The following is a 23,700-nucleotide window of genomic DNA, read 5'->3' on the forward strand; positions in this document are numbered from 1 at the left end:
GTCAGCCCAGCCACGCGTCGAGCAGCGCGGCCGGACGCGCGCCGAAGGCCTCCACGTCGAGGCTCCGCGCGTCCTCTCCCTCATGGCGGAGCGTGACGCGCAGGAAGTCGCGCGGCGCGGCCTGGGGGATGCGGTCCAACCACTCCACCAGCATCGCGTGGTCGCCGCCCATCAGGTCCAGGAACCCGGTGGCGTAGAGCTCGTCGTAGTCCGTCAGCCGGTACAGGTCCGCGTGGTACAGCGGGATGCGGCCCGCGTACGGGTACACGATGGCGAAGGTGGGGCTGGCCACCTCGGACTGCGCCACGCCCGCTCCTTCCGCCACGCCGCGCACCAGGTGCGTCTTGCCCGCGCCCAGGTCGCCAATCAGCCCCACGAAGTCCCCGGGCTGGAGCAACCGCCCCAGCTTCACGCCCAGCCGGTGCGTCTCCTCCGGCGAAGGCGACACGAGCCGCCGCGAGCGCGTGGGCTGCGCATCCCCGCTCATCGCTCCCACCGCGTCCAGACGTGGCCCAGGCCCACCAGCAGGTCCGTGGCGATGAGGCCCATCAGCCCGCGCTCCCGGGCCATCAGGTCGCCCGCGAGCCCGTGCGCGTAGACGGCGGTCCACGCGGCCTTGGGCAGCGGAATGCCCTGCGCGAGCAGCGCGCCGCACACGCCCGACAGCACGTCGCCCGTGCCGCCGGTGGCCATGCCCGCGTTGCCCGTGGGGTTGATGAACACGCGCCCGCCGGCCTCCGCGATGAGCGTGCGCGAGCCCTTGAGCACCACCGTGACGCTGAGCGACGTGGCCAGGTTCAGCGCCACGCCCACGCGGTGCGCCTGCACGTCCTTCGTCGTCCGGCCCCACAGCCGCGCCATCTCCCCGGGGTGCGGCGTGAGCAGCACGGGCCCCTTCGCCTGGCGCAGCACCTTGAGGTCCTCCGCCACCGCGTTGAGCGCGTCCGCGTCCAGCACCGCGGGCACCTCCACGGACGCCAGCAAGTCGCCAATCAGCGCGCCCGTCTCCGGCCCCCGGGGGATGCCCGGCCCCATCACCAGCGCGTCCTTGCCCTCCAGCGCGGCCTTCAGCGCCTCCAGGTCGCCCTTGCCCAGCGGGCCTTCACCCGGCAGCGGCAGGCCCATGATCTCCGGCGAGTGCGCCATCACCCACGGCAGCGCCTCCGGGCGCGTGGCCACCGTGACGAGCCCCGCCCCGCTGCGCAGCGCGGCCAGCGCCACCATCGCCGCGGCGCCCGTCTTGCCCGGGCTGCCCGCCACCACCAGCACGTGGCCGTAGGTGCCCTTGTGCGAATCCGCGCGGCGCCTGGGCAGCGCCTCGCGCGCGTCCTTCTCCTCCACGCGGAACAGCTCCGCCCCGGACACCGCGCGCGTGGACTCACCGCCCAGGCCGATGTCCACGCGCCGCACGTCGCCGCACAGCGACGCGCCGGGCTCCAGCTCATGCGCGGGCTTCACGAAGCCGAAGGCCACCGTGACGTCCGCCTCCACGCACGGCGAGAAGGGCTCCGCCGTGTCGCTCTGCAGGCCGGACGGCACGTCCGCGGCCACCACCTTCGCCCCCGCGCGCCGCCACCGCGCCACGGTGCCGATGGCGTCCGCGAAGAGGCCCTCCGGCGCGCGCTTCAGGCCGGTGCCGAAGAGGGCGTCCACCACCACGTCGCCCGGGCCCGCCTCCGGCAGCGCCTCGAAGGCGCGCGGCGACTCACCGAAGCCCTCCAGCGCCTGGAGGTTGCGCTTCGCCTCCGGCGTGAGCTTGCCGGTGTCCCCCACCAGCGACACCACCACCCGGGCGCCTCCCTCCAGCAGGAAGCGCGCGGCGACCAGGCCGTCCCCGCCGTTGTTGCCGGGGCCGCAGAGCACCGTGAAGCGCCCGCCCGGCCCGGCCACGCTCCGGGCGGCCTCCGCGAGCGCCCGGCCCGCGTTCTCCATCAACAACCCGGACGGCATCCCGTGCTGATCCTGGGCGGCCTTCTCGGCCTCTCGCATCTGGTTCGCGGTGAGCACGCGCTGCATGGCTTCCAACCTCCCTACTTCGTCTGGAGCACCACCGTGGCCGCGGCCACGCCGGCATCATGGGTGAGGGCGAGCATCGCCTCCCACCCCCGCGCTTCCATCACCTCACGGGCCACGCCGGAGAGCACGAAGCGCGGCGGGCCGCCCTCGCGCACCACCTCCATGTCCCGCCACTTCACGCCGGGAGGCACGCCCATCGCCTTCACCAGCGCCTCCTTCGCCGCGAACCTCGCCGCGTACGCGCTGGCCGCGTCGTGCCGGGGCGCGCAGTACGCGCGCTCACCGTCGGTGTACACGCGCGTCAGGAACGCCTCCGCGCGCGGGCCGTCGAGGATGCGCTGGATGCGCTCGATGGAGCAGAGGTCCAACCCCAGTCCGACGATGGGCATGCGGGCTACCCCGGGTCGCGCATCAGTTCGAGCATCTCGCGCACCGCGCGCTCGAAGCCCACCAGCACCGCGCGCGCCACGATGGCGTGCCCGATGTTCAGCTCGTCGATCTCCTGGATGCGAGCGATGGCCTGCACGTTGTCGTAGTTGAGCCCGTGCCCGGCGGCCACGCCCATGCCCAGCTTGGCGCTCGCCTTGGCCGCGTCCACGATGCGCGCCAGCTCCCGCGCGCGCTCCTTCTCGTTGCGCGCCTCGCAGTAGCGGCCCGTGTGCAGCTCCACCCGGTCCGCGTTCACCTTGTGCGAAGCGCGCACCTGGTCCAGGTCCGGATCGATGAACAGCGAGACGGAAATCTCCCCGTCCTTGAGGTTCTTGATGATCTTCGCGATGGACTCGCGCTGGCCGGCCACCTCCAGGCCGCCCTCGGTGGTGAGCTCCTCGCGCCGCTCGGGGACGAGCGTCACCACGTCCGGCTTGTACTCGTAGGCGATCTTCACCATCTCCGCGGTGGCGGCCATCTCCAGGTTCAGGAGCGTCTGCACCGTCTCGCGGAGGATGCGCAGGTCCCGGTCCTGGATGTGGCGCCGGTCCTCGCGCAGGTGGATGGTGATCTGCCGGGCGCCGGCCAGCTCCGCCATCGCCGCGGCCGTCACCGGATCCGGATACACGGTGCGCCGCGCCTGCCGCAGCGTCGCCACGTGATCCACGTTGACACCCAGTCGCTGTCCCATCGTCCCGCTCCTTGCGCTGGCGCGGTGCGGGATTGTCCAGGGACCCGGGCCCGCGCCGGCCCCTCTATTCGTGGCCGGCGTCCGGAAGTCAACCGCTGTCGCTAGCCGTTGAGCGCCTTGGAGAGCGCCTCGACGATTTCGCGGGCGTACGCCTCGTTGCGCGCCGCGTCCTCGCCTTCAATCAGGACGCGGGCCTTGGGCTCCGTGCCGGAGAAGCGCACCAGCACGCGGCCGTTGCTGCCCAGCTTCTGCTCCACGTTCTTGATGGCCTTCATCACCGTGGGCAGCTCACCCAGCTCGCGCTTCTGCTTCACCACGACGTTGAGCAGCGTCTGCGGCACCGGCTGGAAGATGGAGGCCAGCTCCGACAGCGGCTTCTGCTGGCGGCACATCACGGCCAGCAACTGGAGCGCCGCGAGCGTGCCGTCGCCCGTGGTGGTGTGGTTCAGGAAGATGAGGTGGCCGCTCTGCTCGCCGCCCAGGCTGTAGCCGTTGCGGCGCATCTCGTCCACGACGTGCCGGTCGCCCACGCGCGTGCGGACCACCTTCACGCCCCACTGGGACACCGCGCGCTCCAGGCCGATGTTGCTCATCACCGTGGAGACGAGCGTCTTCTTCTTCAGCTCCTTGCGCGCGACGAGCTCCCCCGTGCAGATGGCCATGATGGCGTCGCCGTCCACGACGTTGCCCTTCTCGTCCACGACGATGAGGCGGTCCGCGTCGCCGTCCAGCGCCACGCCCAGGTGGGCGCCGTGCTTCACCACCGCCTTGGCCAGGCCCTCCGGGTGCAGCGCGCCGCACTTGTGGTTGATGTTCTTGCCGTCCGGGGACACGCCCAGCGCGATGACCTTCGCGCCCAGTTCCTCCAGCACTGCGGGCGCCGTGCGGTACGCCGCGCCGTTGGCGCAGTCCACCACGATGGTCATCCCCTCCAGCGTCAGCTCGCGGGGGAAGGTGGCCTTCAGGTAGACGATGTAGCGGCCGCGCGCGTCGTCCAGGCGGATGGCCCGGCCGATCTTCGTCGCCGTGGGGCGGATGTTGTCGATCTCGCCGCTGGAGACCAGCTCTTCAATCTTGGCCTCGGTCTCGTCCGGCAGCTTGAAGCCGTCCCGCCAGAAGAACTTGATGCCGTTGTCCTGGTACGGGTTGTGGGACGCCGAAATCACGGCGCCCGCGTCCGCGCGCATGGACGTGGTGAGGTTGGAGATGCCGGGCGTGGGCAGCGGGCCCACCTGCTCCACGTCGACGCCCATGGAGATGAGGCCGGCGGACAGGGCCTGCTCCAGCATGTAGCCGGAGAGGCGCGTGTCCTTGCCCACGATGACGCGGTGGCGGTGCGGACCGTTGCGGATGAGGTACGCCAGGGCGCGGCCGAGCTTCATCGCGACCTCGGCCGTCATCGGATAGACGTTGGCCACGCCACGAACGCCGTCCGTGCCGAACAGTCGCTCCGTCTTCTGCGCTTCCTTCGGGGGCATGTCCATCCTGTACGCCATGTGTGCCGCTCCACCTTTCCCATTGCCGGAAGGGCTCCGGCCACTCGCGTCCGGGGCTTATACCCCGTCCAGCACATGGGCCCGAAGCTAGGGATGCGGTGCCACCCAGGCAAGCGCCCGGGCGGGGGGACCCGGCCTGTTTCGGACGCCGGGGCTTGTCCCCGTCAGCCGCCGTACAGGTCGCCGCCGCCCCGGGCCCTCCGGATGGCGTCCGCCACCGCCAGCGCGTCCCGCGCTTCACCCACGTCGTGCACCCGTACCACGTCCGCGCCCCCCAGGACGGCCATGGCCGCCACGGAGCCCAGGGTGGCCGCCAGGCGCTCCTGGGGGCCCTTGCCGCCCGTCAGCTTCCCGAGGAAGGACTTGCGGCTGGTGCCCACCAGCAAAGGCTGCCCCAGCCCCCGCAGCTCCTCCAGGCGGCGCAGGAGGAAGAGGTTGTGCTCCAGCGTCTTGCCGAACCCGATGCCCGGGTCCAGGAGGATGCGCTCGCGGGGGATGCCCGCCTCGGTGGCCTGGAACATCCCCTCCTCCAGGTAGTCCATCACCTCGCCCACGACGTCCGCGTAGCGCGGCGCGTCCTGCATCGTCTTCGGCAGGCCCTGGGTGTGCATGAGGCAACACGCCGCGCCCGCGGCGGCCACCACCCCGGGCAGCGCCGGGTCCGAGTGGAAGCCGGTGACGTCATTGACCAGGTGGGCGCCGGCCTTGAGCGCCTCCTTCGCCACCGCCGCCTTGGTGGTGTCCACGGAGATGGGCACGGTGGAGCGGCGCTTGATGCCCTCCACCACCCGGAGGACGCGCGACAGCTCCTCGTCCGCGGACACCGGGAGCGAGCCCGGCCGGGTGGACTCACCGCCCACGTCGACGATGTCCGCGCCCGCGTCCACCAGCCTCAGCGCGTGCTCCACGGCGCTGGCCGCGTCCGGGAGGCTGCCGCCGTCGGAGAAGCTGTCCTGCGTCACGTTGACCACGCCCATGAGGTACGTGCGCGTGCCCCACTCGAACCGGCGCCCGCTCAGCGTCAGCGCCGGCATGGGCGTGGGGGCCAGCACCTCCTCCAGCACGCGCGCCAGGCCGTCCGTGCGGGGGGACCTGCGGGCGAGGGAGATGAGCCGGTCGAACTGCTGGCGGCTGCCGGACAGGAGCACCTCGCCGGGGTGGTCCAGGTGGCCTCCCGCCGTCCAGGTGGGCAGCTTCTCGCGCTCCTTGGAGCCGTACGGCGGCACCAGCTCCTCCTCGTAGGAGGGGCGGCCCCCGGTGACGAGCACGTGCGCGTAGCCCAGCTCGCGCCCCAGGTGTTCGCGGGTGCGGGGGGACAGGTTCAGGCGGCGGAGGACCAGCGACAGGTCGTCGGGACGGTCGCGGGAGATGAGGCGTGCGCGCAGCACGGTCAGGACCCCTTCGGAGCGTGAGGACTGCGAGCGATGAGTGTCGCCGCTTCGCCGGGTCCAGGGAAGGGAGGACGGCGGGAACGCACACAGGGCCCGGCGCCTCGCGAGGAAGGCACCGGGCCCCGTCACGTCACCCCGGCCGCGAGGCCGTCACGGGTTGAACTGGATGAGCCCCATGTCCGACAGCCCCGAGGAGGAGAACGTCGTGGCCCCCACCGGCGTGGAGCCCTCGAACGTGAAGCCCAGCCGCGTGGAGCCGTCCGGCGACACCGCCATGAACGCGTCGGAGACCTGGGAGCCCAGCATGCGCGACCAGCGGTGGGCGCCCGTGGGGCTGAAGCTGGCCACGAACCGGAGCGCGCCGCCCTGGGGCAGACCGGGCGTGCCCAGCTCGCCGCCGCCCAGGTCCAGCGTGTACGCCGACACGCGGCCGTTCACCACGATGTTGCCCGCGCCATCCACCGCCACCTGCTCCGCCACGTCCCCGGAGGGCTGGGTTGTCAGCACGCGCACCCAGCCCTCGCCGCCGGACGCGGTGAGCGTGCCGAACACGCCGTCATCCGGACGCACGTCGTGGGTGGGGTCATGGCTCGAATACGTCTGGCCCTGGAAGGTGAACGTCCCGTTGAAGCCTCCGGCGAACGCCACGCCCCCGTCGGGCAGGGCCGCCAGGCCGCGGATGCGGCCGATGCCTCCCCCCTTCAATCCGTAGCCCCACACCGGCGTGCCATCCGGCGCGAAGCGCGCCACGAAGGCCGTGCCCACGCGCAGGCCCGGCGTCGCGAGCGTGGCGTTGTTGCCGCGGCCCCCCATGAAGATGTTGCCCCCCGCGTCCGTGGCGAGCGCGGACGCCACCGTGTACTCGTCCACGGTGTAGAAGGCCTGCGACCACTGGTGGCCGCCGCTGTAGTCGAACTTCGCCAGGAAGAGGGACCGGGTCGAGTCATCCCGGCTCTCGCTCATCGAGCCCGCGTAGAGGTCGCCGCCGCCCAGGTCCATGTAGCCCTTGAAGTGGCCCGCGACGATGACGCTCCCGTTGGCGTCGGTGGCGACGGCGGTGGGGACGGCGATGGACGTGTAGACCTGCCCCTCCGCCCAGCCCGGCCGCGTCTCCGCGTGGAAGCCGCGCGCCCAGACGGGGTTGCCGGTGGGGGACAGCTTCAGCACGAACATCCCCACCGCGGGGGTGTTGGGAGCGATGTACGGCAGCGCGCCGGTGCCCAGGTCCGGGCTGCCCTCGTAGGTGCCCACCACCAGCACGTTGCCCAGCGGCGTCACCGTCATCGCCTCCAGGGACACCGGCTGCCCCACCCCGTACGCGCGCGACCACTGGTGCTGGGCCGCCGTGTTGAAGCGCGCCACCAGGAAGCCCGAGGGCCCCGGCAGTTCCGCGCCGCCCGCCTGCGCCGGGCCGTCATGGTACGCCCCACCCAGCACGAAGCCGGAGCCATCCGGCAGGTTGAGCAGCGCGCGCGCCTGCTCCCGCGCCGTGCCCCCCAGCGTCTTCGCCCAGGCCTGCGAGGGCGTGCCGCTCCCCCGGTACGTGCACCAGTCGTAGCGGTAGACCGTGTCCAACCGCGGCCGGCGCGAAACGTTGGACGCCTCGCGCGAGGAGAACTCCGCCCCGTCGTCCCCCAGCGGGAGGACGCCCAGGTCGAAGGTGTGGCGGTCGAGCACCGCCCCCTTCACGTCCGCCGTCAGCCAGGCGTCATTGGCGACGGAGGCCACGGTGGTCACCGCGGCGCCCTGCGCCGGCCGGGTGTTCCAGGTGAGGGCGGGCTCATAGACGCTCCCCGTCACCGGGTGGAACGACAGCCCCGTGTGGGTGCCCTGCTTCGCGTACAGCCGCAGCCGCGCCTGGACGAGCTCGCCGCCCTCCCCCTCCAACTGGAAGCGCAGATACGACTGGTAGCGCGTGGGGGCCGCGTCCACGTACAGCGTGGACACGCTGCTCATGTTCACGTCCGGCTGGTCACTGCGCACGGAACCGTCGCCCACCGGCACCAGCGTCCGTGAGTCCAGAGACGTCTGGGGCTGGCATGAGGCGGGCAGCGCCGCCTGCTCCACCGCCGTCAACGCCCCCTCCGTCAACCCGTCCTCCGCCCCTGTCGCTCCGCCGCACCGTGGCAGCACCGCCAGCATCGCCAACGCCGCTGCCCCCTGCGCTCCCCGCTTCCATCCGTTCCGCATCGTCGTGTCGTCCCCCGACGAGGCCTTCCCAGCCCCGCGGTCCCTTGAAACTGCATCCCAGGTGCCAGCGAGCATCCGCTCGCGGACACGGGACACGGCCCCCAGGGAGGGAAGGCGGAGGGCCCGGAGTGGCGCCTGGAGTTCACAAGGACAAAACGAAAAGGCCCTCCCCGGTTCACGGGAAGGGCCTTCGTCACTTCAGGAGGAAGCCTTGAGCGGCGTTACGCCTTCTTCGGCTCCATGTTGGGCAGGCCCTCGAGCGCGTCGAGGATCTTCCGCTTGTCCTTCTTCTCCGTCGGCTTCGGCGTGGAGCTGATGCGCGGCGCCGGGCGCTCACGGGTGAGCTGGCCCCCCTGGAGGATGATGTTCACGTCCTCGGCGTCGAGCGTCTCGTACTCCACCAGGGCGTCGGACACGCGCTGGAGCACGTCCAGCTTGTCCGTCAGCAACTGCTTGCCGTGCGTGTAGCAGCCCACCACGATGCTGCGGACCTCCGCGTCGATCTGCCGGGCGGTGTCCTCGGAGTAGTCCTTGGACGCGTTGAAGTCGCGGCCCAGGAACACCTCACCGTCGCTCTTGCCGAACGCCAGCGGGCCCATCTTCTCGCTCATGCCCCAGCGGCACACCATGGCGCGCGCCGTCTCGGTCGCCCGCTCGATGTCGTTCGCCGCGCCGCTGCTCATCTCGTTGAACATGAGCTCTTCGGCGATGCGGCCACCCATGGCCATGGTGATCTGGTCGAGGATCTGCTTGCGGTAGCCGTTCACCTTGTCCTCGGTGGGCAGGCTCCAGGTGACGCCCAGGGCCTGACCGCGCGGGATGATGGTGACCTTGTGCAGCGGGTCGCAGCCGGGCAGCAGCTTGGCGAGGAGCGCGTGGCCGGCCTCGTGGACGGCCGTGTTCCGCTTCTCCTTGTCGGTCATGATCATGGACCGGCGCTCCGGGCCCATGAAGACCTTGTCCTTCGCCTGCTCGAAGTCCGCCAGGTCCACGCGCTCCTTGTTCTGGCGCGCGGCCATCAGGGCCGACTCGTTGACCAGGTTCTCCAGGTCCGCGCCCGTCATGCCGGGCGTCCCGCGGGCGATGACCTCCAGCTCCACCTCCGGGGCCAGCGGCACGCGGCGGGTGTGCACCTTCAGCACGCCCAGGCGGCCCTTCAGGTCCGGACGGGGAACGATGATGCGGCGGTCGAAGCGGCCCGGGCGCTGGAGCGCCGGGTCCAGCACGTCCGGACGGTTGGTGGCGGCGATCAGGATGACGCCGTCGTTGGACTCGAAGCCGTCCATCTCCACCAGCAACTGGTTGAGCGTCTGCTCACGCTCGTCGTGACCGCCGCCCAGGCCCGCGCCACGGTGGCGGCCCACGGCGTCGATTTCGTCGATGAAGATGATGCAGGGGGCGTTCTTCTTGCCCTGCTCGAACAGGTCGCGCACGCGGCTGGCGCCGACGCCCACGAACATCTCCACGAAGTCCGAGCCGGAGATGGAGAAGAACGGGACGCCCGCTTCACCGGCCACCGCGCGGGCGAGCAGCGTCTTGCCCGTGCCCGGGGGGCCCATCATCAGGACGCCCTTGGGGATGCGGCCGCCCAGCTTGGTGAACTTCTTGGGGTCCTTGAGGAAGGCGACGATCTCCTCCAGCTCCTCCTTGCACTCGTCCACGCCGGCCACGTCCGCGAACGTGACCTTGTTGTGGCTCTCGCTGAGGAGCTTCGCCTTGGACTTCCCGAACGTCATCGCCTTGCCGCTGCCGCCCTGGAGCTGGCGCATGAAGAAGATGAAGAACAGGAACAGGAAGACGACGGGCATCCACTGCCCGAGGATGGTGAGCCAGAGGCTGTTCTGCTCCTCGCGCTCGTACTTCACGTCCACGCCGGAGGCGCGGAGCTGGTTGAGCACGGCCACGTCCGGCGCGGGACCCGTCGTCCGGAACTTGTCGTTCGAGTCGCTGAACGTGCCGGAGTAGGTGTTGCCCTTGACGGAGACGGCACGGACCTTCTTCTCCTCCACCTTGGTCAGAAGCTGGGTGAAGGTCGGTTCCTGCACCTGCTCGTTGCCTTGGGAGAAGAAATTGTAGAAGGCGACGAAGAGGACGATCAGGATGACCCAGAGCCCGATGGTCTTGTAGGTCGAACGCACGTTTCAGCTGCCCTTTCGGTACTCGGCGGGATGAGGGCCGTGCCAGGAGGAACCCTGGCGAAGTTCGTCATGTGCCCGGCGCCCGCCCGTGTGCAGGCCAGCGACGGACCGTATCAGCAACAGCAAAAAGCCCTCAACTATTTAGGGGACCGCGACCATCCCCCGTTTCGAAGCTTCGACTCTATAACGGAGGGGTCTTCCGTTCGCTCGTGAGCGGCGGGAAGGCCCACAGCGAGTGTCGGGAAGCCACCTCGCGCGAAGCGGCTCCAGGTTCGACGAAGCGCGGCAGGACGCCGGGGAGCCACAGCGGCTCGCCGCGCGCGTCCACCACCACCGGCTGCGCGTCGCGCGCCTCCGAAGGGACGCGGGCATCCACCAGCACGTCCTGCACCTTGCGGTGGCCCGCGCGCGTACGGACGCGGTCGCCCTGCTTCCTGGAACGCACCGTGAGTGGCCACGCTGTCCCCTCCTCCAACACCAGGGCCAACACGCCTGGGGGCGGCAAACCTTCCGCGGCCACCTGGAAGCGCCACGCGCCGAAGTCCCCTTGCGCCCCCGGCCCCGCGAGCACCAGCGGCGCGGGCGGTGATTCCCCTCCCGCCCCCACGCAGCGCACCCGCCCGCCGGTGGCCTTCAGGAGGAGGCCATCGCTCAGCGGCATGACGCCCCCGCGCGCCACCACGTCCCACGCGCGCTCCAGCGTGGCGTGGTCCACCCGGGCCCCCGCCGCGCCCAGCAGCCGTGCGAGCACGCGGCGCCACAGCGGCGGCTCCAGCGCGCGAAGGCCCACGGCGTCCAGCCCGCCCCCGGGCAGCTCCAGCCGCGCCCACGCCCCTTGCGCCAGCCCGTCGAGCAGGGCCGCGTCCTCGGAGGCGAGCCGCGCGAAGGTGGCCAGGTGCTCCACGGTGCTGAAGCCCGCCGCGCGATGGAGCGCGGGCAGCACGTCCTGGCGCACGCGCGTGCGGAAGTAGGAGGGGTCCGCGTTCATCGGATCCACCACGAACCCCACCCCCTCGGTGGCCAGGAAGGCGAGCACGTCCTCGCGCGAGCACGCGAGCAGCGGACGGAGGAGCGTGTCCGCGCGGGCGTGGATGGCGCGCGCGCCCCGGAGCGCCGCGCCCCGGGCCAGCCGCATGAGCAGCGTCTCCGCCTGGTCGTCCAGCGTGTGGCCGGTGGCCACGAAGTCCAGCCCGCGCTCCTGTCGCAGGACCTCCAGGGTCGCGTACCTCGCCTCGCGCGCCCGCGCCTCCAGCCCCGCCCCGGGCGCCAGCGCGAGCCGCCGGACGTGGCAGGTCAGCCCCAGGCGCTCGGCCAGGCTGACGACGGAGGTCACCTCGCGCGCGGCCTCCGCCCGCAGGCCATGGTCCACCGTCGCCACCTCCACGCGCAGCCCCAGCGCCTCGCGCACGCGCGCCGTCCCCACGAGGAGCGCGGTGGAGTCCGCGCCTCCGGAGACGGCGAGCAGCACCGAGCGCGAGCGGGCACCGTGCCCGGCATACGAGCGGGCGAGCATGGCAGGCAGCGGGGAGCTTTCAGGGGACGCGCGAGGCATGGCGCCAGCGATCGGAATGGAGTGTCGGATGACCGGGTTACAGATTCGCGGTGGACGGAAGGCGTGGGGATGCAGTCCATGATTCCCACAACGCAGGGACGCGGGGCGGAAATAGAACGGCGCCTCGTGGTTGTTGGTTGGACGTTCTGGACTTCATGACGTTGGACCTAGGGGTCCCCCCCCTCCCCCTCTGGGTCCACGGGGCCGCTTGGAGATTCGCTCCCTGCGGTCCCTCTTTCCGAAGCGCCCCGGTCTCCCTCGCGGAGGCCGGGGCGTTTCTCTTTCTTTTTGCTGGCACCCATTGTCGGAAGTGGGGCGTTCAGCCCGCGGGCGCACGCTTGAGTGCTCCGAAACCGTTGACCCTTCAGGGCGTCTGTCGGATAACCGCTCCGGTGTGTTCAGGTCGTCACCTCGAATCCGCCCCGGAGACCCAGGCATGGCAGGCACCGACAAGCGCAAGCAGTCGCTGTACTTCCCCGAGGAGATGCTGAAGGAGATCCAGGAGGAAGCGAACCGGCAGGACCGTTCCCTCTCATGGGTGGTGCAGCAGGCCTGGAAGATCGCCCGCGACCGCATCAAGTCATTCCCTGCCGTGAATGACGTCACGGGCGACGAGCGCACGGACCCGCGCGAAGAAAGGCCGTAAGGCAGGGCAATGGCCACCACGGATCACCGCAAGCAATCCCTCTACTTCCCCGAGGACATGCTGGAAGAGATCCAGCGTGAGGCCACGCGACAGGATCGTTCCCTGTCGTGGATCGTCCAGCAGGCATGGAAGGTCGCCCGCGCGGACATCCGCCGCATGCCTTCGGTCAACGACGTGCTGGGCCCCCTGCCTCCACGGCCGGTGGCCCCCGCGGCGCAGACGGCCACCTCCGCTCCGGCGGTGGTGACCTCCAGCGCCCCGGCCTCCTCGGACGAGCCCTCCAAGCCTTAGGGGCTTCCGTCCACCCCGGCCCCGTGAAGTCCGACACCGCGCATGACGTCAGCGCGGGGCGGGCCGGGCGGGCCGGGCGCAGTTGGTGAAGACGATGCGCGGGGCTTCCTTCAGCGCCTGGACCGGGCTGGGGTACGTGCTCTTCATGTACGCCGCCGCGATGTTGGCGTCCGTGCCGCCCAGCTTGCGCGCCGTCACCGGGTTGCGGTCCGGGTCCTGTCCCGCGTTGCCCAGGATGCCGCCGTAGCCGTCCCCTCCCTCCAGCAGGAACGTGGACATCGCCACCCGGTAGCGGATGGACGCGTCGTCGCGCGCGGGGATGGACACGGCGCGCCCGCGCACGCGCAGCTCCGTCACACGCTGGCCCGCCGGACGCGCGCAGTCCACGCGCAGGGTGGTGCCGTCGGACACGTGGAGGAAGGCGCCGGACGGCGACACGATGGCCTGCCCCTCCAGGGCCAGCGCCTCCACGGAGTGCTCGAAGAGGTCCACGAGCTGCTTCTCCGTGAGGTCCACCGTCACGACGAGGTTCTCGAAGAGGATGACCTCGTGGAGGACGCCGTCGGTGAGCGGCCCCGTGCGCAGGGACGTGCGGGTGACGCACAGGCCCTCGTCGCGCAGCGAGCCGCCGTTGATGATGCCCAGCTCCGTGGCCTTCGCGGCGCCGTCCTCCGCGTGGAGGAACGCGTCCGCGGCCAACTGCCCCAGCGCGTTGTTGTCATGGCGGGTGAAGGCCGAGCCCAACTGGACCTCCTCGCCCAGGTAGCCCACGACGGCGTCGGGGTCGTCCACCAGCGGGGCGCAGGAGTCGTTGTACGCGAGGCAGCCGGGCAGCAGCGTGAGCGCCGCGAGCGCGGCGGTGAGGTGGCGGCGGTCCATCAGTAGAAGGCCCTCAGGGTGAGGTAGCCGGACACGCCCTCGCGCGGCAGCAGGCCGGTGACGCGGTCCGGCCGGGGCACGTCGTCGCGCAGGTCGTGGTCGAAGAGGTTCTGCGCGAAGAGCGTCACCTCGAAGTGCTCCCAGATGGGCTCGGTGCGCAGTTGCGCGGTGATGAGGCTGTAGGCGGGGATCTCGTAGCGGCGGATGAGCTCCAGCGTGGAGCGGTTGTTGTTGCGCCGCTCGGCGCCGGAGCGCACCACCACGTCCAGGTTCACCCAGTCCCCCAGGGGCATGGACACGCCCGCGTTGAAGCGCGCCTGGGGCACGTCCGTGAGCAGCCGGGACTGCTCCGGTACCTCCAGGTCCTGCGCGCGGGACAGGCTGGCGTTGACCCACGCGACGGCGCGCTTGGACGCCTCCAGGCGGGCCTCCGCCTCCACGCCGTACACGCGCACGCCCAGCTCGCGGTTGCGCAGGGGGACGATGTTGCCGCTGGTGTCCACCGGGGTGATGGGCGAGGCGAAGTTCTGCAGGAAGGCGTTGGCGCGCACGCGCACGCGGGTGTCGCCCGCGGCCTGGACCAGGTCCATGCCCAGCTCGAAGGTGTCCACGGTGGTGGGCTTGAGCAGCGGGTTTCCCTCGAAGCGGCCCTGGTTGTAGTCGGTGTCGGGGATGCGCTCGACCAGCTCCTGGGGCGTGGGGGCGCGGAAGGCGCGGCCGTACAGCGCCTTGAGCACCAGCGCGTCCGACGCGGCGATGACCAGGCCCACGCGCGGGTTGATCCGCACCAGCATCTTGCTGGCGTCGAGCGTGCCTGACGCCTCCGCGTCGGGGAGCTGGATGGCGTCCAGGCGCAGGCCGAAGGTGAGCGTGAGCGCGGAGAGCACGGTCCACTGGTCCTGCGCGGACAGGCCCAGGTTGAGGCGGCGGGAGGCCGCGCCCTTCGTGAGGTCCACCAGGCCTTCCGGGGCGGCGGGGCTGGGGCGCAGGCGGCCGTCGAGCGTGTAGTTCGTGGTGTAGTCGTACCGGGACAGCGACTGCTGCTCGGCGACGAAGCCCAGGGTGAGGTGGTTCTCCTTCGCCAGCGCGAGGTCCGCGTCCACGGAGGCCGTCACGGTGCGCACGGTGACCTGCGTCTGTTCCTGGAGCCCGTCGGGGAAGAGGCGGTCCACGCCGTCGCCGGTGCGGAAGGCCAGGGGCGTGAGCTGGAAGCGGCGGTCGGTGGACTGCTGATCGAAGCCCAGCCGGGCGCGCACCTGGCCGCTGTCGGAGAGGGGCCGCTCCCAGGTGAGGTCCGCGAGCAGCACGTCCCAGGACAGCCGGGAGTCGTTGCCCACGGTGTCGAACAGGCCGATGAGGGCATCGCGCTTCTCGGAGAGGTAGCGCGCGGTGACGCCCAAGCGGCCGGCGCTGTCCAGGCCGTAGGACACGCCGCCGCCCGCGTTGACGAGGAAGCGGCCGTCACGGGTGCGGCCCGCGGGCTGGTCCACGTCGCGCAGGCCCTGGGCCACGGCCTCGTCGTCGAGCGCGTCATGGGCGATGAGGAGGGAGTCTCCCTCCTGGGTCCAGAGGTCCAGGTCCGCGAACAGGCGCAGGTCGCCGGTGGTGTGCGCGGCGGACAGGTGGCCGTCGGTGGCGAGCGCCAGGCGGCCGTCGTCGCGGGGGACGCCGCCGGTGGTGATGGCGCCCCGGACGCCGTCGGCGTGGTGGGTGACGAGGTTGACGACGCCCTGGAAGGCGCCCGCGCCGTAGACGGCGGAGCCGGGGCCGCGGATGACCTCGATGCGCTCCAGGTTCTCCACCGGCAGGTTCATGAGGGCCTTGCCGTCGAAGAAGTTGTTGAGGCGGTGCCCGTCGAGGAGGAAGAGCACCTCCGCGTCGTTGCGCAGGCCCCGGATGGCGGTGCGGTGGAAGCCCTGCACGTCGCGGCTGACGGACACGCCGGGCACCACGTCCAGCACGTCCGCCACCGTGCGGGCGCCCAGGGCGATCATCTGCGAGCGGTTGAAGGACGCGCCGATGGCCGGCACGGTGCGGACGGCCTCCTCCTGGAGGGTCGTCACCGCGAGCACGTCCTCCGCGCTGTAGAGGGCCAGGTCGTCGTCCATGGCGCTGTGGGAGGAAGCGGACGCGCGGGTGTCGGAGCGAGGTTCCGGAGGAAGGTCCGCGTTGAGCGCGGCCATCGCGTCGTCGGAGGCGTTCGAAGCGCGGGAGTCGCCATTGCCCGCGCGCCCGGGAGTCCGCGAGTCCGAATCCGCCGCGCGAGCCGGAGCGCGAGAGTCGGATGCGTCCGCGTGAACCGGGGCTCGCGAACCGTCCATTCGGGCCGAGGGCGAGGCCGGTGAATTCGTCCGGCTCGAAGCCCGCGAGTCCGTGCCGTCCGTGCGGGTCGAAGTCCGTGAGTCCGTACCATCCGTGCGGCTCGACGCACGAGGGTCCGTACCGCTGGGGGCTCCCGATGCTCGTGGGTCGGACGCAGTCGGACGGGAGTCCGCGCTGTCCGCTCGCGTCGAAGTCCGCGCATCGGCGGTCCCCGCGCGCGCGCCTGTTCCATCCGGACGGCCCGCGGAAGGCGGCGGCGCACCTGCCGCGCCATCGTCCTCCCCTGCCCCCGACGGCGGCGCGAAGGCGTCGATGTCGGGCGCGGACCTCGGGGTGTCACGGGTCCCCTTGCGGCCCGGCGGCGCGCGGACCGGCGGGGGCTCCGGGGCCTGCGTCCCCACCATCACCCTCGCGGGCCGCAGCGCGGACATGAAGAGCGGCGTGCGCGCTCCATCCAACATCGCCGCTTCGACGAAGTACTCCACGCCCGGTGGCACCATGTGCTCGGCGGGAATCACCGCGCGGTACAGGTCTCCGTACTGCCGCTCCATGGGGACCTGGACGTACGGCTCGCCCGGGCCGCGATAGCGGACGAAGAGCTCCAGCACCTTGCCGCCATCCACCAGCGTCGCATCCAACTGGAGGGGCTGCCGGGCCTCGGCGCGCGGCGGCGACGCGTGCAGCAGCGCGGCCTCCTGCGCGTGGACGGGGGCCGCGGCGAACACCACGGCACAGAGCATGAGCGTGCGAGGAAGAACGGTCTGCAAGATTGACGACGATGGTCCGTTGCAGGGCCATGCGAGTCAAGCAAGCCACCCGCCCGCGTCCCGCTGATTTTTTGCCGCCTCCACGAGCGCATGCGACGGTGCCTCTCGCTCCATGCGCGCGTCGCTTGCCCTTCACCTCGCCCTCTTCCGCCGTCAACGCGCCCAGATCGCCCGGGTGGTCGAAGGCCGCACCGAAGCCTTCCGCGCCTACGAGGCCCGCTACCGCCGGCGCACGAGCACCTATCAGCGCCTGGTCCCCCTGACCCACGTGCACCAGCGCATCGCGGCGTCGGACCTCGTCTACGTCGGCGACTACCACACGCTGCCGCTCGCCCAGCAGACCTACCTGGACCTCGCCGAGCGCGCCCTCGCCTCCGGCCGCCGCGTCGTGCTGGCGCTCGAGTGCGTGGAGGGCCGTCATCAGGCCGCGCTCGACGCGTACCTCGCGGGGCGCCTGCCCGAGCGCACCCTGATGTCCCGGCTGGGCCACGGCCCCACCCCGGGCCCGGGTCCCGGCGCCGGCATCCGCGCCGTGCTGGCCTTCGCGAAGCGCCTCAAGCTCCAGGTGGCCGCCATCGACCGGAGGGCGCAGGGAGAGCGCTCGCTCGCGCTGCGAGACGCCTTCGCCGCGGAGCGCATCGCCCACGTGGCCCGCGCGGAGGACGTCCCGCTGGTGATGGTGCTGGTGGGACAGTTCCACGCCGCGCCCTGCCACCTGCCCGCGCAGGTGGAGCGCGCGCTGGGAGACGCCCATCCGCGCCGAGGCCTCGTCGTGTACCAGAACGCCGAAGGCCTCTGGTGGCGCCTCGCGCGCGAGGGCCGGCTGGGCGGCGCGGAGGCCGTGGAGCTGGCGGACGGCGCGCTGTGCCTGATGAACGCGTCCCCCGTCCTCTGCCAGCAGAGCTTCCTGGACTACCTGGAGGCCGAAGGCGACGACGCGCCCCTCCTGGACCGCAGCGCCGCGGAGCGCTTCCGGGACATGGCGGAGCTCATCGGCGGGCTCGCGGGCGTGTCCGTGGGCCGCGAGCTGGACTCGGTGGAGGTGACCACGGCGGCGGACGGCGACGTGCTCGCCCGCATCCGCCGCAGGGGCCGCTTCACGCAGGCGGAGCTGTCCCAACTGCGCAAGCACATCCTGTCGCGTGAGAGCGGCTACATCCCGCGCGCGCGCACGGCGTACCTCGCGTCCCTGTCCCTCAACCACGCCGCGGAGGAGGCCGCCCACTTCGTGCGCCACTGCGCCGTGGGCGACGCCATGGACGCACCGCGCGGCGCCTCCGAGGCCTTCTACGCGCGCTGCATGGAAGAGGCCCTGGGCTTCTTCGGCTCCAAGCTGATCAACCCGCGCCGCACCTGCCCCAACGTCACGGAGTGGGCCAGGCGCTTCGGCGAGGCCCGGGGCCTGGAGCGGCAGATCGCCGCCTTCGTGCTCGCGCACAAGGCCACGGAGTCCGAGGCCCCCGACGAGGCCGTGAAGCTCCTCCCCCTGCGCCGCGACCGCCTGTTCCACGGCGTCAGCCACGCGCTCGGCTACCTCCTGGGGGACAGCCTCTACCGCGCCTTCGACGCCGGACAGGTGGACACCGCCGACATCCGCGCCCTCTTCCGCGACCCGCTCGTGGATCCGCGCGGCGCCTACCTCGCGTGGGCCGCGCGCCTGCGCGGTCTGTAGGTCCGTGGTCGCGGCGACCCAGATGAATCCCGCGCCGGCTTGAAGCTACATTCCGGCGGTATGAATCCCTCTCCTCGTCCGCTCACGGGCATGGTGTCCGCGGTCCTCCTGTCCCTCGCCGTGGGCCTCGTGCTGCCCGGGTGCTTCCCCACGCAGGGCGCCTGCGTCCATGGCTCGTCCATCTACTTCTGCAATGAGGACACCGAAGGCGAGTGCCGCGACTTCTGGTGCGACGGCTGGGACTACTGCGGCTACTTCGACGGCGACTCGTGCGAGGACGTGGGCTTCGCTGACGGCGAGGTGGCGCTGAACAGCTTCTCCGAGCCGAGGACGCCGGAGTGGAGCTGGGGAACGCCCTCCGGAGGTGGCGGCGGAGGGGGTGGCGGCGGCGGCAGCGGCGCGTGCGCCTACTACGACGGGAGCCTGAACCGCGTGCTCTGTGAGCAGCGCACCAGCGCGTCCAGTTGTTCGGGCAAGTGGATGGGCAGCAACACCACCTGCTCCGGCATGAAGTGCACGAGCAACACCGACCCCAACACCTGCACCGTGTCGGGCGGAAGCTCGGGCGGCACCTGCACGCCCACCTACCAGGGCCCCACCGGCGACGCGCAGGTCTATACCCAGTGCGCGTCCGTGTGGAACTACCGCTGCCAGCAGAAGAACGACAGCGCCGCGGACCAGAACTGCCTCGTCTACGACTCGCTCGAGGCGACGGTGGACTGCCCGTACTGCCCTTGAGCCGGAGACCGGCGGGCCGCGAATGAGCGGCCCACCGGACGCAGGAAGCGCTGGAGGCTCAGGCGCGGTTGGCGATGGTCTTCGGCGGCAGCTTGAGGACCTGGCCCACCTTGATGTGGTCCGGGTCCTTGAGCTGATCCTTGTTGGCCTCGAAGATCTTCGTGTACAGCTTCATGTCGCCGTAGATGTCCCGGGCCAGCTTGCTGAGCGTGTCGCCGGACTTCACGGTGTGCAGGCCGTAGGGCTCGGCGTGGGTCACGGTGAGCATGACCATGATCTCGTCGTTCCACTTCGGGTGCTTCGCCTTGATCTGATCCCACATGCGATCGCGGTCGAAGGCGTGGTCGACGCTGCCCTTGATGACGAGCTTGCCGTTCTCCTCGCGCGTTTCGATCTTCGCGCCCACGTTCTTCGCCACGTCCAGCACGTCCTGGTAGTCGTTCTGCAAGGCCATCCGTGTCCTCCTGTCGTGAGGGCGCGAACTCAAGCATCCCGCCCCATGGGCATGACGGGCCGCCGGGCCAGGCGTGAACGAAGCTCAACACTGCGTCAGCAGGAGCTGTTCAGAGCACCACGTCCGCGCCGGGCTCCGGTTCGACGTTCAGCGACTCGGGCGGTGCGAAGGTGCCGTCCGGCCGCAGCTCGCGCAGGACCTCCTCGCGGCTCAGGCGCACCTCGCGGATGGTGCCATCCGGAGACAGCGCGTAGACGCGGTCCTGGTCCGCCCCGCCCACGAAGAGGCCGCCCAGCGCGGGATAGAGCATCACCAGCGCGAGCTCCGTCTCCAGCGGCCCCGGGAAGAGCACGTGCGCGTGCGCGGAGAACTGGGGCCGCTCGCCGTCCGCGTCCGGCGCGATGGACACGGGGATGAGCCCCTGGTGCAGGGGCAGCTCCTGGAGCTTCTGGCGGCCGTCCTTGCTGAACTTGAAGCGGAAGTCGCCGCCCAGCAGGTACAGGTTCGAGTCGTCGAAGCCCTGGAGTACGTAGACGGTGATGCCGTCGCCCTCCTCCACCACGACGGGGTTGAGCTGCTTGCGGCCGTGCACCTGGAAGACGCGCTCACAGGCGGCGCTCACGGCGCGGGCCAGGGCGTCCATGCCCTCGGGCAGGGACTCGACGGGGAAGTCCTCCATCTCACCGGAGAACTCGATGGGCGCGCGGTACGCGTACGCGGGGACGAACACGTCCTCCGGATTGAAGCGGCCGAAGACGGAGTACCAGGCGTTGCCGCGCGGCACGGTGAAGAACCAGTTCATCCGCGCGCGGTCCAGGTCCGGACGCGCGAGCAGCAGGTCCGTGGCGCTGATGGCGCCCTTCTCCGATTCAACGATGTACAGCGCGCGCTTCTGCACGCGCTGGAGTTCCTCGTCCGACACCAGCACCGCCGGGGACTCCGCCGCGTCCGGCGCGTCCACCGGGGCCTGCGCCGCCGCGTCCGGCGTCGCGCGGGAGTGCGCGCGGCAACCGGCGGTCAGGACGACGAGGGCGACGAGGAGACTGCGAACCATGGGGACTCCCGCGGACGAAAGGGCCCGGTCAGTCTGTGCCGGCCGGGGCCTCCGCGTCACGTCCCCCACGCATCAGGCGCCCTGCTGCGTGGGCGCCAGCGCCGCCTTGATCTTCTCCCGCAGGGCCTTGCGGCGCTCCTTGAACTGCGCGCGGGTGGCCTCGTCCACCTGGCCGTTGCTGGAGGCGCGCGCGGCCTTCATCTCCTCGTGGAGCTGCTTCGCCTCCGCCTTGAAGCTGTCGGCCTGGGCCTGGCTCAGGCGCCCTTCGGCGACCTGCTTGTCCAGCCGGTGCTCCATGCGGCCGAACTTGTGGCCCCCGCCGCCGTGCTTGCCCCGGCGCCCCTCGCACTGGCCGGCCTGGGCGTTGGCGTCGGACGGCGCGGCCGTCTGGGCGAGCACGGGGACGGCGAGGAGCAGCGTGGCGACGGCGGTACCGCGAAGCATGGACTTGAGCGACATGGTGTGTGGACTCCGGGTTCAGGTCAAAACGCGCCGGGAGCAGCCGTGCAGCCTGCTTCCCGTCGCGCCCTGACACCCAAAACCCCGGAGCCCGCCGAAGGTTAAATCGCCTCCGGCGAGCCGCCGGCTACTGGCAGTCAGACATGCTGTAGGTGAAGTCCTGGCGCGGCGTGTGGCCCGGGTCCTGGTTGATGGCCGCGATGCTCAGGTCCGTGTACGACACCGTCTGCGTGCCGCCGATGACCATCTGCGTGCGCTGCACGCGCGTGGTGGACAGCACCACCTTGCCCGTCGTGCCGTTGGACTCGATGCGGAAGCAGTTCAGGATGCGCGGGTCCACCGTGGAGCGGTTGCAGCGCGTGTACTGCCCCAGCACCGTGCGCTGCTCGTACGTGCAGCGGCAGTCCCAGGGGTCGTAGGCCTCCGTCACCGTGGCCGCCTCGTAGCCCGTGGCCGTCTGGACCACCTCCAGGTAGCTGCCGTCCTGCGGCTGCGTGCAGCGCAGCACCGTGTCACCCACCGCGCCCTGCTTCACCTCCGCCAGCGAGGGCTCCACCGCCACCTGGGCGCCCGCCTCGATGGCGTTCAGCGGATCCCGCGAGCCCGCGCCCTCACAGCCCAGGCCCAGCAGCGAAACACCCATCATCACGACCGCGGAAAGACGCAGCGACACCTTCATGGACGACTCCTACGAAAGGGGGGATGTCCGGGAGGACCCGGACAGCTCACCTGTAGGCTTTCGCGGTGGCCCGGCGCAACGCCCTTCTGCGTCACGAACGCGATACGGGCTTGAGGGCCCGCGTGGCGATGAAGGTGGGCAGGAACGTGGAGAGCAGGTCCTTCTCCTCGTACTTGTCCTCGAAGAGGTTCGTGAGCACGAAGCCCGCCTCCATCTGGCCGCCCAGTTGGTCTTCCAGCGAGTGGCCCACGACCATGGGCTCGTCCTTGTCGGTGTAGCGGCGGCGCTCCTCGTCCGTGAGGCTGGTGAAGTCCGAGTACGGCATCGTGTACTTGAGCCGCATCACGCCCTTCTCCTCCTCCACCGGGTCGAAGAGGTAGCGCACCGGGTTGCAGATGCCGGACAGGAGCACGCCGCCCGGACGCAGCACGCGGAAGGCCTCGCGCCACACCGGCAAAATCTCCTCCGCGAAGCAGTTGGAGCACGGGTGGAAGATGAGGTCGAAGCTCCCGTCGGCGAGCGCGGACAGGTCGCGCATGTCGCCCTCCACGTACCGGAGCGACAGGCCCTCGCGCTCGGCCACCTTGCGGTCCTGCGCCAACTGCGCGGGCGAGTTGTCGAACACGGTGACGTTCGCGCCCGCCGCCGCGAGCACCGGGCACTGCTGGCCGCCCGCGCTCGCCAGGCCCAGCACGTCCCGGCCCTTCAGGTCTCCGAACCACGCGCGCGGCACGGGCTTCGTCGGCGTGAGCACCACGCTCCAGTCGCCCCGCCGCGCGGCGGCGATGACCTCCGGGGACACCGGCAACGTCCACCGGTTGCCCCGCCCCACCTCGCCGTTCCACGCCTCGCGGTTGTACGTCCGCACATCCAGCTCAGTCTTCATGCAGCACCCGTCCTTCCATGCCTCCGGCCACGGTGACGACCTCACCCGTCACGTGCCCGGAGATGCGATCCGACGCGAGCGTCACCACGACGCGCGCCACGTCCTCCGGCTGCCCCACCTTGCGCAGCGGCATGGTCCGCGTGACGCGGCCGACGAACTTCGGGTCCGTCAGCTTGTCGCGGTTGCGGCCCACCTCCGTCCAGCCCGGGCACACCACGTTGACGCGGCCCAGGGGCGCGATGCGGTGCAGCTCGTTCTTCAGGCTCTTCACGAAGCCCGCCGCCAGCGCGCCCTTCGCCGCCGCGTAGTCCGTGTGGCCCGCCTCACCGAAGAGGCCCGCCGTGGAGCTGATGATGACGAGGCTGCCCGTGCCCGTGGTCTCCACGTGGCGCAGGAACGCGCGGCAGCTCAGGAACACGCTGTCCAGGTTCTGCGCCAGCGTGAGGCGCCAGCGCTCCAGCGACATCTTCCACAGCGGCTCGTCGGGCGCGGGATAGACGCCGGTGTTGCACACCAGCACGTCCAGCCGGCCCAGCGCCTTCACCGCCTGGGGCACCAGCGCGTCCACGTCCGCCTCCACCGTGAGGTCCGCGCGCACAGCCGCGCCGCCCACCTCGCGCGCGAGCGCCGCCGCCTTCTCCTGACTGCGGTGGTAGTGCACCGCAACCTTCGAGCCCTCGCCCGCGAACGCCCGCACCAGCGCGGTGCCGATGCCGCCCGCGCCCCCCGTCACCAGCACGCCCTTGCCCTGCAGTCCCGTGTCCATCGCTTCGCGGCTCCTCGTGGGCTCCCGTCAGCGCGGGAGGAATGCGCGGCATGATGCCCGAGCCGTCCGGTGCGGACAGCCGGGACGACGGGGCGGTGTTGGGGATGCGCTGCGTGCCGGGCAGCGGGACGAAATGCGCGCCGGACTCCTGACAAACGAAGGCCCGGGGCGTCGTCCGCTCCCG

General features: G+C 71.4%; 21 protein-coding genes. 4 read left to right on the forward strand and 17 right to left on the reverse strand.

All coding sequences use genetic code 11. From position 1 onward, the window contains the following. Position 1: 1 nt before the first annotated feature. The 9 genes from tsaE to tilS form a co-directional block, all read right to left on the reverse strand. Entirely contained in the window at positions 2–487 is a 486-nt protein-coding gene (gene tsaE, locus K8612_RS09025) for a tRNA (adenosine(37)-N6)-threonylcarbamoyltransferase complex ATPase subunit type 1 TsaE (RefSeq protein ID WP_223761989.1), read from the reverse strand. Then, the gene (locus tag K8612_RS09030; RefSeq protein WP_223742105.1) at positions 484–2,016 is read right to left on the reverse strand and encodes an NAD(P)H-hydrate dehydratase; all 1,533 of its coding nucleotides are present in this window, start codon (positions 2,014–2,016) and stop codon (positions 484–486) included. Before K8612_RS09030 ends, tsaE begins: the two co-directional genes overlap by 4 nt. A gap of 14 nt (positions 2,017–2,030) precedes the next feature. Then, the gene (locus K8612_RS09035) at positions 2,031–2,405 is read right to left on the reverse strand and encodes a holo-ACP synthase (RefSeq protein ID WP_223742104.1); all 375 of its coding nucleotides are present in this window, start codon (positions 2,403–2,405) and stop codon (positions 2,031–2,033) included. A 5-nt stretch (positions 2,406–2,410) separates the two neighbouring features. After that, a complete protein-coding gene (locus K8612_RS09040; protein WP_223742103.1) occupies positions 2,411–3,136 on the reverse strand; it encodes a pyridoxine 5'-phosphate synthase in 726 nt (241 codons plus the stop codon). A 101-nt stretch (positions 3,137–3,237) separates the two neighbouring features. Further along, positions 3,238–4,632, reverse strand: a complete 1,395-nt coding sequence (glmM, locus tag K8612_RS09045; RefSeq protein WP_223742102.1) for a phosphoglucosamine mutase — start codon at positions 4,630–4,632, stop codon at positions 3,238–3,240. Positions 4,633–4,796: 164 nt separating this feature from the next. Next, positions 4,797–6,020 carry a dihydropteroate synthase gene (gene folP / locus K8612_RS09050; protein WP_223761990.1) on the reverse strand — a complete coding sequence of 408 codons (1,224 nt, stop codon included), beginning with the start codon at positions 6,018–6,020 and terminating at the stop codon, positions 4,797–4,799. A gap of 153 nt (positions 6,021–6,173) precedes the next feature. Next, positions 6,174–8,165: a DNRLRE domain-containing protein gene (locus tag K8612_RS09055; RefSeq protein WP_223762116.1), complete on the reverse strand. Its 1,992-nt coding sequence runs from the start codon at positions 8,163–8,165 to the stop codon at positions 6,174–6,176. Between the two features lie 269 nt (positions 8,166–8,434). Then, entirely contained in the window at positions 8,435–10,351 is a 1,917-nt protein-coding gene (gene ftsH, locus K8612_RS09060) for an ATP-dependent zinc metalloprotease FtsH (RefSeq protein WP_143904946.1), read from the reverse strand. Positions 10,352–10,532: 181 nt separating this feature from the next. Continuing rightward, positions 10,533–11,903 (reverse strand): tRNA lysidine(34) synthetase TilS, encoded by a 1,371-nt coding sequence (gene tilS / locus K8612_RS09065; protein ID WP_373692090.1) that lies wholly within the window; start codon positions 11,901–11,903, stop codon positions 10,533–10,535. Positions 11,904–12,339: 436 nt separating this feature from the next. Between tilS and K8612_RS09070 the strand changes: the two genes are divergently transcribed. Then, positions 12,340–12,549: a TIGR04563 family protein gene (locus K8612_RS09070; protein ID WP_014396356.1), complete on the forward strand. Its 210-nt coding sequence runs from the start codon at positions 12,340–12,342 to the stop codon at positions 12,547–12,549. Positions 12,550–12,558: 9 nt separating this feature from the next. Further along, positions 12,559–12,840 carry a TIGR04563 family protein gene (locus tag K8612_RS09075; protein WP_120530711.1) on the forward strand — a complete coding sequence of 94 codons (282 nt, stop codon included), beginning with the start codon at positions 12,559–12,561 and terminating at the stop codon, positions 12,838–12,840. 48 nt (positions 12,841–12,888) lie between these two features. Here the strand turns inward: K8612_RS09075 and K8612_RS09080 are convergent, their stop codons facing one another. Both K8612_RS09080 and K8612_RS09085 read right to left on the reverse strand, forming a co-directional pair. Next, positions 12,889–13,719 carry a 5'-nucleotidase C-terminal domain-containing protein gene (locus tag K8612_RS09080; protein WP_223761992.1) on the reverse strand — a complete coding sequence of 277 codons (831 nt, stop codon included), beginning with the start codon at positions 13,717–13,719 and terminating at the stop codon, positions 12,889–12,891. After that, positions 13,719–16,808: a TonB-dependent receptor domain-containing protein gene (locus tag K8612_RS09085; RefSeq protein WP_373692091.1), complete on the reverse strand. Its 3,090-nt coding sequence runs from the start codon at positions 16,806–16,808 to the stop codon at positions 13,719–13,721. The genes K8612_RS09080 and K8612_RS09085 overlap by 1 nt, the downstream gene beginning before the upstream one ends. Before the next feature lie 112 nt (positions 16,809–16,920). Between K8612_RS09085 and K8612_RS09090 the strand changes: the two genes are divergently transcribed. Together K8612_RS09090 and K8612_RS09095 are read left to right on the forward strand one after the other, a co-directional pair. Continuing rightward, positions 16,921–18,480 (forward strand): ChaN family lipoprotein, encoded by a 1,560-nt coding sequence (locus tag K8612_RS09090; RefSeq protein ID WP_223761993.1) that lies wholly within the window; start codon positions 16,921–16,923, stop codon positions 18,478–18,480. A 60-nt stretch (positions 18,481–18,540) separates the two neighbouring features. Next, entirely contained in the window at positions 18,541–19,218 is a 678-nt protein-coding gene (locus K8612_RS09095; RefSeq protein ID WP_223742096.1) for a hypothetical protein, read from the forward strand. Between the two features lie 58 nt (positions 19,219–19,276). Here the strand turns inward: K8612_RS09095 and K8612_RS09100 are convergent, their stop codons facing one another. The 6 genes from K8612_RS09100 to K8612_RS09125 form a co-directional block, all read right to left on the reverse strand. Continuing rightward, positions 19,277–19,672 carry a LysM peptidoglycan-binding domain-containing protein gene (locus K8612_RS09100; protein ID WP_223761994.1) on the reverse strand — a complete coding sequence of 132 codons (396 nt, stop codon included), beginning with the start codon at positions 19,670–19,672 and terminating at the stop codon, positions 19,277–19,279. Between the two features lie 109 nt (positions 19,673–19,781). Continuing rightward, a complete protein-coding gene (locus tag K8612_RS09105) occupies positions 19,782–20,726 on the reverse strand; it encodes a hypothetical protein (protein WP_223742094.1) in 945 nt (314 codons plus the stop codon). A 72-nt stretch (positions 20,727–20,798) separates the two neighbouring features. Beyond that, a complete protein-coding gene (locus tag K8612_RS09110) occupies positions 20,799–21,185 on the reverse strand; it encodes a hypothetical protein (RefSeq protein WP_223761995.1) in 387 nt (128 codons plus the stop codon). A gap of 127 nt (positions 21,186–21,312) precedes the next feature. After that, a complete protein-coding gene (locus K8612_RS09115) occupies positions 21,313–21,864 on the reverse strand; it encodes a hypothetical protein (RefSeq protein ID WP_223742092.1) in 552 nt (183 codons plus the stop codon). Positions 21,865–21,955: 91 nt separating this feature from the next. Next, positions 21,956–22,750: a class I SAM-dependent methyltransferase gene (locus K8612_RS09120; RefSeq protein WP_223742091.1), complete on the reverse strand. Its 795-nt coding sequence runs from the start codon at positions 22,748–22,750 to the stop codon at positions 21,956–21,958. Then, entirely contained in the window at positions 22,740–23,516 is a 777-nt protein-coding gene (locus tag K8612_RS09125) for an SDR family NAD(P)-dependent oxidoreductase (RefSeq protein WP_223761996.1), read from the reverse strand. Before K8612_RS09125 ends, K8612_RS09120 begins: the two co-directional genes overlap by 11 nt. Positions 23,517–23,700 lie beyond the last annotated feature (184 nt).

Origin of the sequence: Corallococcus sp. AS-1-6 (genome assembly GCF_020037015.1) — a bacterium.
Classification (GTDB): domain Bacteria; phylum Myxococcota; class Myxococcia; order Myxococcales; family Myxococcaceae; genus Corallococcus.